At 68.8% G+C, this 16,478-nt stretch carries 14 protein-coding genes and 6 pseudogenes; 14 read left to right on the forward strand and 6 right to left on the reverse strand.

Annotated elements, in window-relative coordinates; genetic code table 11:
- Positions 1 to 102 precede the first annotated feature (102 nt).
- Positions 103 to 983 (reverse strand): annotated as a pseudogene (locus tag ACH4XV_RS47670) (transposase); the annotation flags it as partial.
- A 163-nt stretch (positions 984 to 1,146) separates the two neighbouring features.
- Here ACH4XV_RS47670 and ACH4XV_RS47675 point away from each other — a divergent pair.
- Positions 1,147 to 1,467 (forward strand): MiAMP1 family antimicrobial peptide, encoded by a 321-nt coding sequence (locus tag ACH4XV_RS47675; protein ID WP_395800771.1) that lies wholly within the window; start codon positions 1,147 to 1,149, stop codon positions 1,465 to 1,467.
- Positions 1,468 to 1,795: 328 nt separating this feature from the next.
- Here the strand turns inward: ACH4XV_RS47675 and ACH4XV_RS47680 are convergent, their stop codons facing one another.
- From ACH4XV_RS47680 to ACH4XV_RS47690, 3 genes are all read right to left on the reverse strand, one after another.
- Complete coding sequence (locus tag ACH4XV_RS47680; RefSeq protein ID WP_395800773.1) at positions 1,796 to 2,134, reverse strand: hypothetical protein; 339 nt, start codon at positions 2,132 to 2,134, stop codon at positions 1,796 to 1,798.
- Between the two features lie 895 nt (positions 2,135 to 3,029).
- Complete coding sequence (locus ACH4XV_RS47685; RefSeq protein WP_395800775.1) at positions 3,030 to 3,353, reverse strand: transcriptional regulator; 324 nt, start codon at positions 3,351 to 3,353, stop codon at positions 3,030 to 3,032.
- Positions 3,350 to 3,811: a hypothetical protein gene (locus ACH4XV_RS47690; RefSeq protein ID WP_395800777.1), complete on the reverse strand. Its 462-nt coding sequence runs from the start codon at positions 3,809 to 3,811 to the stop codon at positions 3,350 to 3,352. Before ACH4XV_RS47690 ends, ACH4XV_RS47685 begins: the two co-directional genes overlap by 4 nt.
- A 96-nt stretch (positions 3,812 to 3,907) precedes the next feature.
- Between ACH4XV_RS47690 and ACH4XV_RS47695 the strand changes: the two genes are divergently transcribed.
- Positions 3,908 to 5,425, forward strand: coding sequence for a reverse transcriptase domain-containing protein (locus tag ACH4XV_RS47695; RefSeq protein ID WP_395800779.1), 1,518 nt, complete (start codon positions 3,908 to 3,910; stop codon positions 5,423 to 5,425).
- A 54-nt stretch (positions 5,426 to 5,479) separates the two neighbouring features.
- A complete protein-coding gene (locus ACH4XV_RS47700; RefSeq protein ID WP_395800781.1) occupies positions 5,480 to 5,929 on the forward strand; it encodes an IS30 family transposase in 450 nt (149 codons plus the stop codon).
- Between the two features lie 50 nt (positions 5,930 to 5,979).
- On the opposite strand, the pseudogene ACH4XV_RS47705 reads toward ACH4XV_RS47700, so the two are convergent.
- Both ACH4XV_RS47705 and ACH4XV_RS47710 read right to left on the reverse strand, forming a co-directional pair.
- Positions 5,980 to 6,225, reverse strand: a pseudogene (locus ACH4XV_RS47705) (transposase); the annotation flags it as partial.
- Positions 6,226 to 6,292: 67 nt separating this feature from the next.
- A pseudogene (locus tag ACH4XV_RS47710) lies at positions 6,293 to 6,553 on the reverse strand (transposase); the annotation flags it as partial.
- Positions 6,554 to 6,807: 254 nt separating this feature from the next.
- On the opposite strand from ACH4XV_RS47710, the gene ACH4XV_RS47715 reads away from it, so the two are divergent.
- The 11 genes and pseudogenes from ACH4XV_RS47715 to ACH4XV_RS47765 form a co-directional block, all read left to right on the forward strand.
- Positions 6,808 to 7,197 (forward strand): VOC family protein, encoded by a 390-nt coding sequence (locus ACH4XV_RS47715; protein ID WP_395800783.1) that lies wholly within the window; start codon positions 6,808 to 6,810, stop codon positions 7,195 to 7,197.
- 53 nt (positions 7,198 to 7,250) lie between these two features.
- Positions 7,251 to 7,352: pseudogene (locus ACH4XV_RS47720) on the forward strand (DUF6194 family protein); the annotation flags it as partial.
- Entirely contained in the window at positions 7,345 to 7,623 is a 279-nt protein-coding gene (locus tag ACH4XV_RS47725; protein ID WP_395800817.1) for a DUF6194 family protein, read from the forward strand. The pseudogene ACH4XV_RS47720 and the gene ACH4XV_RS47725, both read left to right, overlap by 8 nt.
- Positions 7,624 to 7,723: 100 nt before the next feature.
- Positions 7,724 to 9,553: a hypothetical protein gene (locus tag ACH4XV_RS47730; protein WP_395800785.1), complete on the forward strand. Its 1,830-nt coding sequence runs from the start codon at positions 7,724 to 7,726 to the stop codon at positions 9,551 to 9,553.
- Positions 9,553 to 10,320 (forward strand): hypothetical protein, encoded by a 768-nt coding sequence (locus tag ACH4XV_RS47735; protein WP_395800787.1) that lies wholly within the window; start codon positions 9,553 to 9,555, stop codon positions 10,318 to 10,320. Before ACH4XV_RS47730 ends, ACH4XV_RS47735 begins: the two co-directional genes overlap by 1 nt.
- Before the next feature lie 305 nt (positions 10,321 to 10,625).
- A complete protein-coding gene (locus ACH4XV_RS47740; protein ID WP_395800789.1) occupies positions 10,626 to 11,360 on the forward strand; it encodes a hypothetical protein in 735 nt (244 codons plus the stop codon).
- 494 nt (positions 11,361 to 11,854) lie between these two features.
- Positions 11,855 to 12,349, forward strand: a complete 495-nt coding sequence (locus ACH4XV_RS47745) for an RICIN domain-containing protein (RefSeq protein ID WP_395800791.1) — start codon at positions 11,855 to 11,857, stop codon at positions 12,347 to 12,349.
- An 802-nt stretch (positions 12,350 to 13,151) separates the two neighbouring features.
- Positions 13,152 to 13,337, forward strand: a pseudogene (locus ACH4XV_RS47750) (hypothetical protein); the annotation flags it as partial.
- Complete coding sequence (locus tag ACH4XV_RS47755; protein ID WP_395800793.1) at positions 13,283 to 13,774, forward strand: sensor domain-containing protein; 492 nt, start codon at positions 13,283 to 13,285, stop codon at positions 13,772 to 13,774. The pseudogene ACH4XV_RS47750 and the gene ACH4XV_RS47755, both read left to right, overlap by 55 nt.
- Before the next feature lie 430 nt (positions 13,775 to 14,204).
- Complete coding sequence (locus ACH4XV_RS47760; protein WP_395800795.1) at positions 14,205 to 15,632, forward strand: hypothetical protein; 1,428 nt, start codon at positions 14,205 to 14,207, stop codon at positions 15,630 to 15,632.
- Between the two features lie 116 nt (positions 15,633 to 15,748).
- Positions 15,749 to 16,021, forward strand: a pseudogene (locus ACH4XV_RS47765) (SAM-dependent methyltransferase); the annotation flags it as partial.
- Positions 16,022 to 16,478 lie beyond the last annotated feature (457 nt).

The following is a 16,478-nucleotide window of genomic DNA, read 5'->3' on the forward strand; positions in this document are numbered from 1 at the left end:
CGGACGATCGCGGCCCGCGCCGGCTTCAGCGACGCCCGGGCCCTGCGCCGCGCCGTCCACCGCTGGTACGGCACCACACCGGGCCGGCTGCGCCGTCACCAAGGACCGCAGACTCACCCGCGGGGCAAGGTACATGCTCCGCAGCAGTCCTCGGTGGTATCGCCGCGGACGGCGCAGGTTACCGCTGATGCGGCCGGAGTCGCGTGGTTGCGGCGCGAGACCGGCGAAGCCGGCCAGGCGGTCGGACGTGCCGAAGGAGGCCATGTCGCCGCCTGTGGCGGCGATGCACTCGGCACCGGGTCGAGGCCCTATTCCGGGCCGGCTGATGATGACTTCGGCGTGTGGATGCTCGCGAAACCGGGCCTCGATGAGGGCGGCGCTGGGCCTCGGCGGCCTCCACGGCGGTCCTGGCGAGCGTGGCGGCGCCGCGGAGCTTGCGATCCCTGAGCCACGTCTCGATGCGCCGGGCGCCTTCGCGGTATGGCGACCGGAGTCCGGTACCGCGTCAGCAGCATCAGCGGTCCGTGGTTGGTGAGGTCCAGCGACCGCTCCAAGGCGGGGTAGATTTCGAGCAGTTGGGCACGCAGGCGGTTGATCCGCCGGGTGCGGTCGAAGAGCACGTCCAAGCGCCGGGAGGTCAGGATGCGCAGGCCGACGACGATTTCGTCCCCGGGCCGCAGCAGTCCGAAGTCGCTGTGGACACCGGCCTGGTCGGCGATGACGAAGGCGTCCTTCGCATCCGACTTTCCCTCGCCCCGGTAGGTGCCCGACGCACGGTTGACCGTGAACTCGGCGAGGTAGGCAATGGGTTGGCCGTGGTCGAAGAGAAGGCCGAACAACAGGGCGGCGATGCCTCGGCTGACATCGATGGCCCAAAGGACGTCGTCGGACAGTTCCAGGACGTCTCCGATCAGTGCGAGCAGCCCGGTAAGAGCCTGGTCACCCTCGACGCCGCGGCCGGCGCCGGCCCGGCCACGTAGCAACGCTCCTCGACGTGGTGTCCCGCGCGTACGCGGGACCAACCCGTTCGGCGGCTACCGGGTGCGGCTGCGGGCGTTGTCTTCTGGGGAATGCGGGATCCCCTGCGGGGCGGCGGACAGCCCGCGTCGCAGGGCCCGCGCCCGACCACACGAGAGGGACGCGGACATGAGGAAGCACGGCCGTACACGTACCGCCTTCGTCGCCGTCGCGACGACCGCGCTGCTCACGGCGAGCACGGTCACGGCGTTCGCCAGCCGATTCGAGAGCTACTCGGGAAGGAACTACACCGGCAGCGCCTCGACAACCGACGCCTGCGGCTGCTCCAACATCCCGTACGCGGGCTCCTACATCTTCGAGTACGGAGGACAGACCGCGAGGGTCTACAAGCAGAAGAACTGCAGGGGGGTGGCCGACCACGACCTGACAGGCAACGAGAGGGACGGCGGGACCGTCCACGGCTGGAAGAGCATTTTCATCCTGTGCTGACCGGCCGGGCGGATGCGGGCGACGGGCGCCGTGCGCGCCCGTCGCCGGTGTCGAAGCTGCAGGCATGAGGGCCCCGGCCGCCTGCCGCTCGGAGACGGGAGCGCGCATTTCCTTCGCTCTGACCCGGCCCTCTTTGTTCGGCCCGCGGCCTCTTTTTCGCGGCCTCGCGCTCGGCCCGCTCGCCGGACCCGTGCTCGGTCGGCGGACGGGTAGGCAGGGAAATCGCCGCTCGGGGTGGGTCGTTGGTGACCACCGGCGTGCTGCGGTGCATCGGTATCGAGGCGGCGGCTGCGATGGCCTGTGTGATGACGCGGCGGCGGTCCGCCCGTCACGCGGCAGACGTCCCCCAGACGGTGACCGTCAACTTCGCGATGCCGCGGCCCGATGGCGCCGAGAGGACGTTGAGATAGGCCGTGCCGCCTTCGGTCGTCGTCAGGCACAAGCGGCTGCCCTTGGCCGCTTCGACATGATGGGTGCCGCTGTCCGCGACTGCCTTGGCGCACTGGGCCTCCGTGGGCGTGGGACCGGACGCGGGCAGCGGGGCGAGGATGTCGGAACGGGAGGACAGGGACGGGGCCGCGCCGGTCGTGGTGACCGTGAAGTCCCTGCTCTTGGCGTCGCCCGTCGTGACCACGGGTGCGGTCGAGTCCAGGTCGACGTACCGCATGCCGCCGGTCGTCAGATCGACCTCGAAGGTGACGGGGCCGTAGCGGGCCTCGGCCGCCGCCGCACTCTCGGCGGGCTGCTCCCGGGCGGGGGGCTTGGTGGAAGCGGACGACCCGGCGGGGGCCTGCCCACGCTCCGCGCTCTGGAGACTACGGAACCGCCCGCGTGGACCTGCGTGACGCCGTACCGGTGCGCGCGATGAACGGGGTGTTGTGGATGTGCGAGTACGAGGGGTCCCGCGGCGCCGCGACCGAACGCGTCGTGGATCCGGTCGCGCGGGCGCCGGCCGGCGAACGGTGGCATGTCCCGCCGCGCATGCCCGATTCGCGCAACCAGGACGGGTTGCCGGTGGTGCCGTCGAACCGTCTCGCGCAGGATGTCGAGGTGGCCGTTGCGGATGGTTGCCTCGGCCGGCGTGTCCAAGTCGTTCGCGGCGACCAGTTCGCGGTGGCGGGCGCGCTTTGCTTGGCGTATTCGTCGAGCAAAGCGCGTGAGCGGGAAGTCGACGGGGATACGCATCTCCCGCGCGACTGGACGGACCGCCGGCCCTCAGTCCGGACGGTGCCCGCACAGTCCGGCCCCGGTCAGGGCGCGGACGCCTTCGTCCGGGACAGTGCGTCCGGTGCCGCGACGACGCTGACGGACCCGGGTGCTGCTGCCGCGACGACGCTGACGGACCCGGGTGTTGCCGGAATTCGCGCCACTCGTCGTCGGTGGGCTCGCGGTACTCCTCGACGGGCCGGACGGTCAGGGCGGGGTCGAGGATGAAGGGCGCTCGTGTTTGTCGCGGGGTTTGTCCTGCGTACGGCCGCCGGACTCGGGTTTGCGTACGACCGGTGCCGTTCGAGGGGTGTGCGTGGGGTGGGTGGCGCGCCGGATGGACGGCCGTGTCCGCGTCAGGAGCCGGTGGCGGGGCTCTCGGTGGGTTTTGTGGGGCCGGCGACGATGGCCTGGAGCGCCGCGACGTGTCCGTCGAAGGCGTTCCGGCCGGCGTCGGTCAGGCGGGCGCGTACTTTGCGGCGACCGTTGCTGGGGCGGCGTTCGGTGGTTGCGTATCCGGCCTCTTCGAGGGTGGCGAGTTGCTTGGACAGCGCCGATTCGGAGAGTCCGAGTCTGTCCTTGAGGTAGGCGAACTCCGCCCAGTCGGTGGCGGCCAGCGTCGCGACCAGCGTCAACCGGGTGCTGGGGTGGATCAGTTCGTCGAACCGCGGCGCCGTCATGCCCGTGCCCACCGGCGCGCGACGCTCAGGATGTCCGGTCCGCCGAAGCCGATGACGGCGGCGACCAGGACCGCGGCCCAGACGGCGGCGTGCTCCGCGCCGTCGGCGTCCAGTGCGAGCGCGGCGGCGATGGTGGCGCCGACGAGCACGACCAGCATGCCGATCACCACCAGCGGGGTGCGGCGCCCGGCGACGGCCGCGCTGACCTGCACTCGGCCGGTGCGTCGGCGTCCGCCGAGCAGGCGCGTAGCGACGATCGCGTGACCGGTGCCGAAGGCCGCAGCCGCGGTTGCGCCCAGCCACGGCCATACGGTGCCGAGCACGCCCAGTACGACCCAGGCGGCGGCCATCGCCCACCAGTAGCCGCGGGGCAGACCGACTTCGTCGGCCACGTGGCGCCGGGCGCGGTCGACGGCGTCCAACGCGGCACGGGCCTGCTCCGGAGCGGTGTCGGTCATGATGGAACCTCACTTTCCTGATGGGAAACAAAGCATCCGACTTTCCCACCAGGAAAGTCAAGGGCCGATCGAGAACGTCGGTCCGAGCACGGGAAGGTGGTGCTGCTTCCCGGGTCCAAGGCCGCATTGGCCGACTGGGTCCAGCACCGCGCGCGGCCATGGATCCCCCGGCCCGTCAAGCGGGTGTTCATTCCCAAGCCGGGAACACGGAAGAAACGCGGTCTCGGGATTCCGGTGATCGTCGACCGGTGCCTGCAAGCAGTGGCACTGGGCGCATTGGAACCCGAGTGGGAGGCGCGATTCGAGCCGAAGTCGTACGGCTTTCGGCCCGGCCGCGGCTGTCACGACGCGATCGGGGCCATCTACTCCACGCTCAACGGAAGGAACCCGCAGCGTGTTTGGGTGCTCGACGCGGACCTGACGGCGGCGTTCGACCGCATCGACCACACCCGGCTCATGGCTGCTCTCGGCACCTTCCCCGCCCGGGGACTGGTCCGGCAGTGGCTGAAGGCCGGGGTCGTGGATCGCGGTCGGTTCGCCCCGACCGAGGCCGGCACTCCGCAGGGCGGGGTGATCAGTCCGTTGCTCTTCAACGTGGCCCTGCACGGGATGGAGGAAGCCGCAGGGGTTCGCTATCACACGACCGGCAGAGATGCCGGGAGTGCACGAAACGGCAGCCCCGTACTCGTACGATACGCAGACGATCTTGTCGCGATGTGCACCAGCCGTGAACAGCCCGAACAGGTCAAGGAACGACTGGCCGTATGGCTGAAGCCCAGGGGTCTCGCCTTTCACGACGGAAAGACACGCATCGTCCACGAGGAAAGCGGATTCGATTTCCTGGGGTTCAACGTCCGTCGCTATCACGGAAAGCTGCTGATCAAACCGAGCACAGCGGCCCAACGACGGATCCGGGAACGGCTCGGCACCGAAATGGTGGCCCTGCGTGGGGCCAACGCCGCTGCGGTGCTCAAGAAGATCAACCCGATCGTGCGGGGTTGGTCTGCCTATTACCGGACGGTGGTGTCCAGCGAGATCTTCACGTCGCTGGACAATCACATGTGGAAGCTCGCCTACAAGTGGGCCAAGCACAGCCACCCGAACAAGCCGAGGCACTGGGTATCCGACAAGTACTTCGGCCGGTTCAACAAGACCAGGAAGGACCGATGGGTGTTCGGCGACCGCAACAGCGGCGCCTACCTCCTCAAGTTCTCCTGGACGAAGATAGTCCGGCACCAGTTGGCCAAGGGGAAGGCGTCTCCGGACGACCCCTCCCTGATGTCGTATTGGGCTCAACGGCGCCGCAAGGGACCACCCCCACCAGTCGATATCGCGACCGTGCGTCTACTCCAGGCGCAACACGGTCGCTGTCCGATCTGCAAAGGGCTCCTCCTGCACGCCGACCACCCGCCGCAAAGCCCGCAGGAATGGGAAGCGTGGCGGGTCGCCATCCGCAAGGCGATCTCCAGGCAGCACATCGCGTTTCCAGGCGAGAGCACGCCGGACAATCAACGAATCCGTCTCCTCCACACCCAATGTCATCGGCGGAACGGAGCCGCCGAGACGACGAGTTCCGCATCTTCTCCTGCCGGCGAGCCTGTTGGGCTTGCTTGAGCCGTGTGCAGCGAACAGCTGCTTGCACGGTTCTTAGGGGGCGGGGACGCAGTAATGCGTCCCCGCTACCCGACTCCTCTCGGACGCGGCCTGACGCAGGTCGCCACCCTCGTCGAGCGCTCCACCCGCTTCACGGTCCTGGTCCAGCTCGACGGTCGGGACATGGCCACCGTCACGAAACGGCTCTCCGCCAAGATGCTCGAACCGCCCGCCGAACTCGGGAAGTCCCTCACCTGGGACTGCGGCATGGAACTGGCCGGGCACAAGGACGTCACCGTCGCGACCGGACTCAGCGTGTACTCCGCCGACCCGCAGAGCCCATGGCGGCGCGGCACCAACGAGAACACAAACCGCCTGCTGCGTCAGTACATGCCCAAGGGCACCGGCATGGGACACCTGACACAGGACGACCTCGACACGATCGCCGTGAAGCTCAACACCCGCCCCCGCAAGACTCTCGACTTCGACACACCCGCCGATAGGTTGGAAGCCCTGTTGCGCTGACGGGTTGAGTGCACCGTGGCCCGCTTGAGGACTTCCACGTCCTGGCGCAACCGCTGATTCTCCCGCCGCAACGCGGCCAACTCCTCGCGTTCGCCGCTGGTCAGACCTTCGCGTTCCCCGGCGTCGACCTCGGCTCGCACGACCCAGTCGCGCACCGCGGTCTCGGTCGGATCGAAATCCTTCGCGACCTGACCGACCGAACGATCACCGCGCCGGCACAGCTCGACGATCTCGGCCTTGAACTCCGACGTGAACGAGCGGCGAGGGCGTGGCTTCTTCTTCCCCATGCGCTCCATGATGGAGATCCTCCCAAGAGGGGCAAACCCCTCAGACAGGGTGTCCGTCAAACCGAATCAAGCCCACGTTCGCCCGCTTGAGTTCGGCGTTCTCCTTCCTCAGCGCCTTGATCTGCGCGGACTCCTCCGTGCTCGTTCCCGGACGGACCCCGCTGTCGATCTGGCCCTGACGGACCCACTTGCGAAGCGTCTCGGTCGAGCCGATGCCGAGCTTCTCGGCGACCACCTCGAACGCGGTCGACCCGTTCGGGGAGTCGCCACGGACCTCGGCGACCATGCGGACCGCTCGCTTGCGCAGCTCAACGGGATAGGAGGAAGGACGTGCCATGACTCGATGCTTTCATGGAATCGAGTCTCTACCGAACCCGGAACGGTTCATCGCGTTGACCAGGCTGTTCGCCCGCTGGGCGGCAGGGTTCGCGCGGAGCTCGGGGTGACGCCGAAGGAGTACCGGCCTCTGGTCCGTTTCGAAGCCGCCCGGCGTCGACTGGCGAGGCGACCGCGTCCGGTTGACATGGATCGGGCCGGCGCTGTTCCCAAATGTTCAAGACTCGACCCGCCACCCGGCCTCATGATCGGGGCATGACGCAACTCCGGATTCTCCCTCGCCTGATCGTGTCCGACCCCGACCGTGCGGCGGCGTTCTACCGGGAGGTCCTCGGCGCCGAGGAGGTGTTCCGTGCGCCGGGCGACGATGGCCGGCCCACCGTCGTGGAGCACCGCCTCGGTGGGTCCTCCTTCAGGGTCTCACCCGTCGTTCCGGCCTGGGGGTGGGTCTCGCCGGCCGATCTGGGCGGTTCCCCGATCCTGCTGGAGATCGAAGTCGACAACCCGGACGAGGTCGCCGAACGGATGACGGCCCACGGCGCCGAGGTGGTCGTCACAATCGAGAACCGCCCCTACGGGAAGCGCTCGGGCCGCATCCGTGACCCGTTCGACCACCTGTGGATCATCACCGGAGAACCTTGCTGAGCAGATGGCTTCGAGGACGCCGACTGTGTCGTGACCCTCGGGCCCGCCCGACGGTGGCGCAACCGTTCGGGACTGCCGTGACCCACAACTGCCCCGGCGACAAGGCATCGCGGCTCGACGGGTGGGACGCCTTCCGCGTGAATGTCGATGCCGGGACGAAGCATTCGGCAAGTGGACCGTCACGCGCCAAGTCAACCACCCTCCGCCGAAGTCGATCCCAGCGCCACGGACGTCGTCCTCGCGCGCCCCGACTACGGCACTGCCGGCCGGCCGGCAGTGGTGGACCCGGCCGAGTGCACCGAAGCGGCCACCCGTGGGCCGCCGCCTATGGCCCATCACCTCGCACGCTCACCCCACGCGCGACGCGCTGCATCGCTTCGGACGGCCCGGACCTCGTCGGCAATGCCGTCGGGGGCGACGGCTTGAACGAAGTGGTCGAGGCTGCTCGTGTGCCGCTTCTTGCTCGGACAGGGTCCCGTCGGGTTTGCCCTCGTCGCCCTCGCCACGACACGGATGGGATGGAAAGTTGCCGGGAGATCTCGATGCCGAGCGGGCGGCGCTGCGTCTCTGGTTCGGGCTGTGGGGAAACCAACGCCATTGCGCCACAGTCGTCTTGGAGGCGGAGCGCCGCGCCGACATCGACGTCGGGAACCTTGTGGCCGAAGGCTTGCCCGAGGCTCGCGTCGATGCGGTCCGTGAATCGTTGGTCCGTGGCCATGTGGAGGATCAGGACATCCACTACTCCGTCATCCGCCACTTCCTGAGGTTCCGCGAGGCGGCCCGGGTGTGGCTGGAGGCGGAAACGCGGGCGTTTGCCGGGTTCGGGCGCCACGTGGAACGGTTGGGGCACCGCACGGCCTTGGCCGAAGCCGAGCGGGCCATGCACGAGTTCGCACGCGATATGCGGATCCCCGATCCGCTGCTCGCGGACCTGTTGAGAGGGAGGGAAAACCGCGGCCTCGCCCAAGGTGTTCGGGTGCTGCGGGCACGGGAGTCGGTGACCGAGGAGAAGATCGAGGCGGCGAGGGCGGCCGGGCACGCGTTCGACGAGGCGGTCGGGGATGACGAACTCGCGCGGGATTTCCGGGATTTGGCGCGGGCGCAGGCCCGGTACGCCGAGCGCCGCCCGTCGATCCGCGCCGGTGATGTCGAGGTGTTCGTGCGTAAGCACCCGGACCTGCCCGGTCGGCAGATCGTCGCCCGGCACGGGGATGGCCTCGAGGTGGTGCTGGTCGAGAACCATGATCCGAACATCGTGTTCCCGCGCGTGTATCCGAACGGTTTTTCGTTGGAGCCGCGACACGGGCGACATCTCGTGTACTCGTCCCAGGCGTCGGGAGACGAGTCCGGCGCGATGCTGACGGTCGTGGACACCCGTACCGGCGAGGTGACGGCCACTATCACACGCGCGGACTATCCGGGGGTGGCCTGGCTGCACCCGGGGGCTTTCGTGTGGGTCGGCGGCCCCGGAGCCCGGCACGGTGTGCGGCGCTTCGATCCGACGGCCGGGACGAGTGAACTACTGCATCTGGAGGGCGACCTCGGGGAGCACTCCGTCCTACGCTCGGTGGTGGGAAGCGGGAACGCGCTACGCGGAGCCGAGCGCGCGTGGGCGGTCGTGAGCAGCAACCGGGGGCCCCACGGCAGCGAGAACAGGTTGGAAGCCTTCGACCCCTACGACAGCTCCCGCCGGACCGTTTTGCTCACGTACGCCGATGCGACCCTGGGCAATGCCCTGGTCACCCCGGACAACCGGCTGATCGTCGTCAGTTGGAGTGCGAAGTATCCGCGCGGGCGCATAGCCGAGGTGCCCCTGGATCTCGACAGAGAACGCGTGCCACCCGAGGAGTGGCTCGACATTGTTCCCGATGACGGGGAAAGCGTCGTCCGCGAGGTCGTGGCCGTCGACCGGGGCCCGGGCCGGGATCCACTGTTGGCGATCAGCCGAACGCGGCATGGCGCCGCGGAGGTCCAACTGCTCGATCCGACGACGGGATGTGGCACGTCGGTGCCCATGGAGCACCTCGGGCTTCCGCCCGTGTACGGCCCTGACGGCAACCCGGAAGCGGGGGTGTTCGGCCAGATCACCGCGATGACCGCCGGCACGGAACGCGATGGGACGCCAGTCGTGGAGTTCGAGCACTCGTCCATCGTGTCGAGCCCCGCACCTTTCACATTCCACTCACGCCGCACGGCGCGGGACCTGCGGAGGAGGTTCCACGAGAGAGCACCGTCGCGGATGTGGTCCTTGCCGGTGCCAGGGTTTCCCGGCACAGTTTTCTCGCCCCCGACAAGACGACCGCGGTGCGCGGGTTCCTGGTCGAACACGCCGATGCCCGGGGCGCCGGTCCGCTGATGTTCACCTCCTACTCGAACTACTTCGTGGGCAACAACTCCAGCAAACTGTCCAACCACGTGCACAGCACGCACTTTGCCGGCGGCGGGCGCCTGTGGATAAACGAGGGGAGGGGCACCGGGACCGAAGGTTACGAGCACTTCCGGGACGGCGTGCGCCTCAACCAGTTCGGCGCCGTCATGGACGTGGTCGCCGGCATCGACCACATCATCGACCAAGGCATCGCCGAACCCGGCGCGATCCACGCGAGTGCGCAGTCCTCAGGCCCGCTGATCATGCTGCGTGCGGTGGCGCAGCGCGCCAAGGCGGTGAGGAGCGCAACACTGCGCAGGCCCGACCACGACCCGTGGCAAATCTTGGCGGGAGACAATCCGGTCGGCTACGAATTCGAGGCGACGACCTCGATTTCCATGGCGTCGTGGAACTACCTCGACCCGGGCATCGAGATGCCCGAACTCACCATCGTCATCGGCGCCTCGGACGATCCGCGCATTCACAGCCGGGCCGCCCATGACCTGACCTGGCAACTCATGACGACGTTGACCAAGACATTGCTGCATGTGGCCCGCCCGGGCCACGGCCACTTCGCCGACGAGCAGGAGGCCGCCCAGGAACTTACCGCTCTGTGGCGCGAGTTCGAGTACCCGCCGCCCAGCGCGCTGCGCCCCGGGTTGTTCTCCGGCATCCACGGCGCACGCGAACAGGCGAATCGATTGTCCGTCGCCACCACGCGAGCCGTCGCCTTGGCCGCGCTGGGGATGCCCTAGCTCACGAACCTTGCCCTGCAACTCAAGTCCGCGACGGGCATACCCAAACATGCCTCGGTCGACAACCCGGCACGGGCGCCGCGTCTCGCCCCGACAGCGACCCACAGCCCCAAGCCATTGCCCAAGTACGCCGACGTGCATCTGGAGACGAGGTCGGGCGGGATCAACCGGGAAATCTGAGAAACGCCGCGATCGTGTGCCCCTCGATCTGGGCGCGCACCGCACCGCGTTTCGATTGCGTGTACGTAGATCTCGGGAAAAGATAATTCCGATGCGTAATCTCGAAACCAGCGTGGAGGGGACCCATGGGGTTGTTTGGGAATAAGGAATCCGCAGGCGAAAGGCAGCAGCGGGAGGATCGCGAGCGGCTTGCCAAGGGGGTCAGCGCGGCCGAGGCCCGACGACACAGGGAGGCGATCACTCGTGCTCGCCATCCGGAGGACCCGGGTCAGACGCGGTCCGAGTCGCTCGGCCGCAGCGCAGTCAACTCGTCACGAGATGCCCATGAGGCGGATAAGCGGGCCACCGAAGTCGGCAATAATGCCGGCAGCAAGAATCTCGATGGCTCCTCGCGCAAACCTTCACGACAGGAGCGGAAAGCGGAAAAAGACAGAATACAGAAAGAACAGATAGCGAAGGTAAAAGCACGTGACCAAGCGCGCAAAGAAAAACAGGAAGCGAACAAAAAGGCCGCCGACGAAAAGAGGGCGGCGGCGGACAAGAGGCGTCGTGGGGAAAAGAGAGTCGCCGCCCCGGAGGCCGCTGTCGTCGGGCCGTTGAGCGGGCCCGCGCACGGCTCGGCCACCCCGGCGCAGGTGTGGGCGCCGGGAGTCCCCCAAGCTCCCTCCCGCTCGGCGCTGGATGCGATCAAGCAGGGTTTCCCTGCCGTGATCAGCGGCAAAGCCGCGTCCGCGCGGATGGCCCGGGATCTGCTGGGCTCGCGCGGGGGACACGAAGCCGGCCGCCCCCGTGAACAGGTACAGGCGCGCGGCCGGAGCAATGCGAGCCCCCGACACACCACACGCGGGGTGAGCTTCTAATACGCCGGTTGGACTTCTTCATCGGAGCTGGTCAGGGGCTGTTTGAGAGCCTGTTCGGCCGACGGTCCGTCAGGGCGGTGGTTGTTCGCGACCCGTCGGCGCGGCGATGCGCACGGTGCGCGCGGTGCGTTCGGGCGCGCGGGTCACACCGTGTTCGACGTCGATCCGCGAACGCGGTCGGGGGTGCGCATTCGGAGCGGGCGGGTTCGGGGGATGGTGCCGATCAGGAGGATTCGCCGCGTGTGGGTGGAACCCGACGTCTGCGTCGATGCGGTCCACGACCCGGACACCGAGGAAGAGGCCAGCCGGGATCTGTACGGGGGACGGGCCTCGCGCGGCTGCCCGGTCGTCGAGCCGAACCCGCGGAGGGGTGGGGGCGCCGATGCGGAGGACATGCAGGCACCCGAGAGGAAGACCCCCGCGACCGACGTCAGGCAGCTTCGGTGTCCTCGAAGTTGGGAGTCAGTGTTGAAGATCAAGACCAGGAGTCAGTGTTGAAGATCAAGAGCATCGTCGGGACACTGGGCGCGGCCGCGACGCTCGTCCTCACCGCGGGTACGATTCCCGCTCATGCGGGCGCACCCAGGGCCGGGAACATCGGCTGGAACTACGGCATGTGCCTGGAGATCGAGAACTCGTCCACGGCCAACGGCGCCCGGGCGCAGATCTGGTCGTGTGCGGGGCAGCGGGGGTCCTACTGGTATTCGCGGTCCGTCGGTAGCGGGTACTACGAGATCCGCAACAGCAACAGCGGAAAGTGCCTCGAGATCGAGAACTCCTCGACGTACAACGGCGCTCGGGCCCAGCAGTGGGACTGCAAGGGGCAACCCGGCTCGCTCTGGAGGATCAGCCCGATCGCGGAGGACTTCGTCAAAATCCAGAACGCCAGTGGCAAATATCTCGAGGTCGACGGCGGGGCGACCTACAACGGCGCCCGAGTACAGCAGTGGCAGAACAACCGGCAGCAGCTTACCTGGGCGATGTACTGATCCCAGGCGAACGACAGACGCGCTTTCGACCCTGCCGACGGCACCGGTGAAGGCGTCGACCTCGACCGGTTGTGCAGGAGATCTCGTTCCGTCGTCCGTACGGCCGTTCCCGAACCGGCCGGTGACCTTGCCGAACCCCTGACCGGCGAGCCCAATCGCCGCGTGCCCCGACCGCCGGCAGGCGTCCGGGGCACGCGGCCCCGGGCACGAGCAGACCGACCCAAGCGCCCCGCTCGATCTCCTCCCGCGCCGGACCCGGTTTCTCGACGGGCCCGGCAGCGACGGTCAGCCGACGGGGAGTGTCGTGGAGAAGGCGACTGCGAGCGAGCGCAGTCGGGCCTCGGGCACGGATCCGGCGAGCGCAGGCAGCGCTGTCTCGCAACCCGGGGAGCACGGCGCGGGGAACGAGGCACGCAGAGTCGGGACGCCGAACAGGATCCACGATCGTTGCCGAACGAGTGGCTCCCGGAGGGAATCGGATATCCGTTTCCTTTGCCGTTCCGCGCTGTTCGAGCCGCAGTCGGGTGCGATGTTGCAGGCGCCGGTTCGGGCGCGGTGATCGCGTTGGCGAAGGTGCTTGTCCTTCTCGAACTCCGGGGGAGCTCTTGATCTGTTCCTCGGTGGGTGCGACGTGGATCTCTTGCCTTCCCGGTGTCGACGTGCGCGTTGTGGATGTCGTCGACGAGCTCGAGATGATCGGCGTTCGCCTGTCCGTGGCCCCTGCCTGTGTGGGGGTGTGCCCTACTCTCTGGACGGGGCTTGCCGGCTGGGCGCGGTCAAAGGGGACGGAAAGTTTGTGGTCATGATCGAAACGACGTCACCACCCCACGGGCCGGACACCGCCGATACCGTCGGCCGATTCGGCCGCCGACTGGCCTATCTGCTGTCCGGATTCCCCATCGGCGCGGCCGCGTTCACGGTCGCGGTGGCCGGGTGTGCGATCGGCGCGGTGGGCTCCTTGGTCCTTCTCGGGCTTCCCGTGCTGATGGCGACCCTGGCCGGCGCGCGCTGGGTCGCCGCAGTCGAGCGCAGGCGGGTGGAAGCGGTCACCGGTCGCGTGCTGCCGCCGCACGGGTACCGCCCGCCGACCGGCACCGGGATCAAGGGATGGTTGCGGCGTTGCGCGAGACGCAGTCCTGGCGCGATCTGACGCACATGGTGGCGGCGTTCCCGCTACGGGTGGTGAGCTTTCGTATCGCGCTGACCTGGACCGTCGGCGGTGTGGGCGAGGTGCTCTACGCCCTGTGGTCGTGGCCGATCCCGCGCGACCCCGGAAACGCGGGGCTGCTGGACCTGATGTTCGGCGTCCTCGCGAGCGGCCGACATCGGATTCAACACCGGCGTCGGTGTGCTACTCCTGGCCACGGCCGCCCCGGTACTGCGCGCGCTCGTCGCGCTGCAGGCCGGTCTCGCCCGCGCGTTTGATTATCTGGCCGCCAGCAGGGAGGACTCAGGCTGTTGACACGGAACCCCAGGAATGGCACGACGCGAACACGAACGCACGCGCCCGTTACGTCGGATGAGGAACCGGAGAGTCGGTATCGAAATCAGGCACTGCAATCGACGGCCGACCAGGGACCACACGAGGTCACCCTCTGATCGGAACCCGAACAGGTGCCAGATACCGGGCGGCGGCACACCCTCCCAGCCCCGCAAGGCAGATGGCCGCAAAGCGTGGAGAAGGGGCGATCCCCGCGAACGTCCGCCGATCGCACGACAACGACCACGCGGCGCGCGCATACTGTTCCGCGCGTCCCCGCGTCACGATCGCAACCATCGGAAGCACCGGCCGGCGGGACCATCGCAGCCATCGAGATGATCGGGACCATCGGAACCTCCGAAACAGGGGACAACCGTGCAAACCTCCGCGCCGCGCGAACCCGACGCTCCTTCTTTGCTCACCGCGCCCACCCGGCGGTGGGGCCCGGACCGCTGGTTCCCGGTCCGGGCCGTCGATTCGTACGCCGACCTGAGCGTTGCCCTGTACGACGTCGTGGCCGACTCGATGCCCGTGATCACCGTCGTGGGCGGCGCGGCCGGGGCCGGCGCGGCGACCGATGCGGATCGGGCCGTGTACGAGGAAATCCTCCTGAGCGCCGCGAGGTTCGGCGCCGCGGTGTTCTTCGGCGGCACCGACTCCGGCTGCCTCGCCGAGGTCGGCCGGGCCAAGCGCAGGTTGCTCGCCGACGAGCGGCTCGGGCCGGCCGACGCCCCGCTCGTCGGGGTCGTCGCCGAGGGCACGGTGGCCTACCCTGGAACCCGCTACGACCCGAACGAAAAGGCGCCGCTGCAACCCGACCAGGACCTGATCCTCCTGGTCCCGGGCAAGAACTTCGGAGACGAGTCCTGGGCGCTCGCGCAGGCTGGGCGACTATTGTCGCAAGGACAGGGATCCGCCACCGTGCTCATCAACGGCGGCGGCATCACCGTCCAGGACGCGACGCACCGGGTCCGGGACATGACCGAGAACGGCCGGCCCGTGCAGGATGCGATCCTGCTGGCCTACCGGGGCTCCGGACGCGCGGCCGACGACATCATCGCGGCCAAGGAGAACGGCGGCGGACATCGCGATCCCCGGATCAACACCATCGCGGCCCACGGCGGGACGCGGGCCTTCGACTCGGCCGGCGACCTGCGTCGGCAGTTCCACGCGCACTTCACGGCTGTCGGACACACGGCCCGCGAGCCCGGCGTGGCGAGAACGGCGCGCAGGGTGCCGGAGGTCACCGTTCCGCCCCTCTCCCTGCCGACGCCGTCCATCGTCGCGGGCCTGACGCCGATGTGGGCCTACGACCTGGGTCGGATGACGGTCGGCGACACCGGACCGCGGCACCTGCGGCAGGCGCGTACCGATCCGGACCTGCACCGCGCGTGGCGCGAGGCCGGCAAGGCCTCTCGCGTGGCGGCGCTGAAGAAGCTGCGACAGGAGAACTCCGGCTATGCGCAGGACGATCGGGCCGGCGACGTCTCCCGGAGCATCGCCGCCTTCCACGCGGGCGTCCGGGAAGCCTTCTGGCGCGCGCACGACGCGATTCGGGACGGCGATCTCGGCGCGCCGGGCCGCTTCTCCGGCATCGCGGCCAAGGGCTTCGGCGCCTGCGCGCATGCGTCGCCGCTGCGCCCCGGCGACGCGGAGCCGGTCAACGGCGGCAGCACCGACTGGTCCCGTGTGGTCATGCCGTCCCTTACCCCCGATCCGCCGGCCCGCGGTCGCGCGCAAGCCGCCCGCACGGGCCGAGACTCCGCCTTCGGCCGGGAGCCCGCCTTCGGCCGGGAACCCTGACCCGCTCGCGCACGCGGGAAGTCCGCAGGGGCGGGTCAGTGCGGGTCTCGACCGATGATCTGCGTGACGTGGTCTCGCCGCCGGCGTAGACGAAGCGGTTCGAGACGTACAAGTCCTCCATGGCACCCGGCAGTTACCTGTTCCTGTCCCACTTCCTCAAGCGTCCGGGGGATGCACGCATCGACCGCCTGGAAGCCGTCATGCAGGAGAGCCTGGGAAGTGGACGCTTCCGGACACAGCAGGAGATCGAAAGTTACTTCGACGGCATGGAGATGGTCCACCCCGGAGTGGTCTCCACCGCGCTGTGGCGCCCCACCACCCCCATCGCCCCGCAGGACCTGGAAACGTCCCACATCCTGATCTCGGGCGGAATGGCCAGAAGATCCTGAACGGCGGCACCCCGACAGAGAAGGTTGAGCGCGCCGGGCCTGATACGTCTTTGGTATCGCGGTGACCGCGACCCGCTCCGCAGGCTTCCAGGCCACGAACGCGCGCCGTCGGTCCCTCGCGCGGCGCGCCGGATTCGCAGTCGGGCCCGGTTCGGAAGCAGACAACGACCGCGGCAGGGATTCTCCCCTCGGCGGCACCGCTGCCTTCGACATCGAAGGCGCAGCCGCCGATCCGCACGAAACACCCTCCCGGGGCGGTGACGTGAAGGAGAGGAACCGGCCGGCGCCGGGAAGATCGCTCGACCGAGGACACCCCCAAGGAGGGTGCGCCGCCGCCTCCGGGTTCCCGTCACCACGTCGGACCGCGCCCTCCTGGACTCCGGATCCGGAGCCGTGCGCTCGCGCACGCCCTTTCCCGACGGCGCGTTCGCCGGGGTGCCCGCCACCACCACGCTCG

The sequence above is a fragment of the Embleya sp. NPDC020630 genome (assembly GCF_044334985.1).
Classification (GTDB): Bacteria; Actinomycetota; Actinomycetes; order Streptomycetales; family Streptomycetaceae; genus Embleya.